Raw genomic sequence first — 1,489 nt, 5'->3', positions numbered from 1 at the left:
CGGGGGGTGCCTCTATGTCCTTCGTCAAGCGAGGCGTGGGGTTCTGGGTTCGTAGAAGGTTCCGTCGCGGAGCATGGCGAACAAGACGCTGATGCGGTGGCGGGCGAGTCGGAGGAGGGCCTGGGTGTGGGTTTTGCCGCGGGCTCGGCAGCGGTCGTAGTAGGTGCGGGAGGCGGGGTCGTGGAGGGCGGCGAACGCGGAGAGGAACATCGCGCGTTTGAGCTGCCGGTTCCCGCCTCTCGGAGCATGTTCGCCGTGGATCGAGGATCCCGACTGCCTGGTGGCGGGGGCGAGGCCGGCGTAGGAGGCCAGGTGGGCGGCGCTTGGGAACGAGGTGCCGTCGCCGACGGTGGTCAGGAGGACTGCGGCGGTCCTGACGCCGATGCCGGGCATCGAGGTCAGGACCTGGGAAAGAGGGTGGGCCTCCAGCAGGGCCTCGATCCGGGCTTCCAGTGCCCGGCGTTGTTCGTGGACGGCGGCCAGCGACTTGGCCAGCGACGGCACGATGATGTCCAGGGTGCCTGTGCCCGGGACGACGACGGTCTGTTCGTCGAGGGCGGCGAAGATGTCGTCGATGAGCCGGGTGGCCATGCGCGGGGCCCTGGGCCGGATGACCTCGACGAGCTTGCGGCGGCCGGCTTTGCGCAGAGCGGCCGGGGATCCGTAGCGCTCCAGGAGCCAGGTGACGGCGGGGTGGTCCAGGCGGGGTCCCAGGACGCGTTCCAGCGAGGGGTGGAACTGGGTGAGCAGGCTGCGGATGCGGTTGGTGGTGCGGTTGGCCTCGCCGGCCAGGTCCTGGTCGAAGCCGACCAGCATGGTCAGCTCGGCGGTGATCTCGTCGGCGAGTTCCAGGGAGCGCAGGGTGTGGGGCATGGTGCGGGCGGCGTCTGCGATGACGGCGGCGTCGCGGGCGTCGGTCTTGGCCTCACCTGGGTAGAGGTCGGCGATCCGGCGCATCGCGAGTCCGGGCAGGTAGGCGACCTTGCAGCCGGCATCGCGGGCGACGGTCAGCGGCAGGGCGCCGATGGAGGCGGGCTGGTCCACGACCACCAGGACGGTGCCGAACTTGGCTTTGAGCTTGTCGAAGACGGCCCGCAGCTGGGGTTCGCCGTTCGGCAGGGCTTTGTCGAAGACTTTCTTTCCGGCCGGGGTGAGTCCGTGGCCGTGATGGTTGCTCTTGCCGACGTCCAGGCCGAGGAAGACGCCCGTCTCATCGATGTCGATCACCGTGCCCCCACATGCGTCGATGCCGAGCCGGCCTTGGCGGCGGGGCCGTTCGCGCGCATCCACGTTATACAGACCTGCCGCCCGCAAGTGGCCCGGCATTGCGCCGGACCGGGCGGCGGCCGGACCTTTGATCAGCGTCTCCGACGGCACCCCTCGGGCCCGGTGAACACCACCCCCCAGGTCATCTGTTCGACAGGGGGCAACAGTCATGCCGGGCCCGGAGGCCAGCGGCCCTCTTACAGGACCGCGAAGAAGATAACGG

1 protein-coding gene is annotated in these 1,489 nt (G+C 69.8%); it reads right to left on the bottom strand.

Annotation, left to right across the window (positions count from 1 at the left end):
- Positions 1-24: 24 nt before the first annotated feature.
- Positions 25-1,227, bottom strand: coding sequence for an IS110 family RNA-guided transposase (locus AC069R_RS34065; protein ID WP_478770562.1), 1,203 nt, complete (start codon positions 1,225-1,227; stop codon positions 25-27).
- Positions 1,228-1,489: the final 262 nt, after the last annotated feature.

The organism is Streptomyces sp. NPDC043952, from assembly GCF_056435325.1.
Note: the sequence above shows the minus strand (reverse complement) of the source record. Positions and strands in the feature narration are given on the sequence as shown.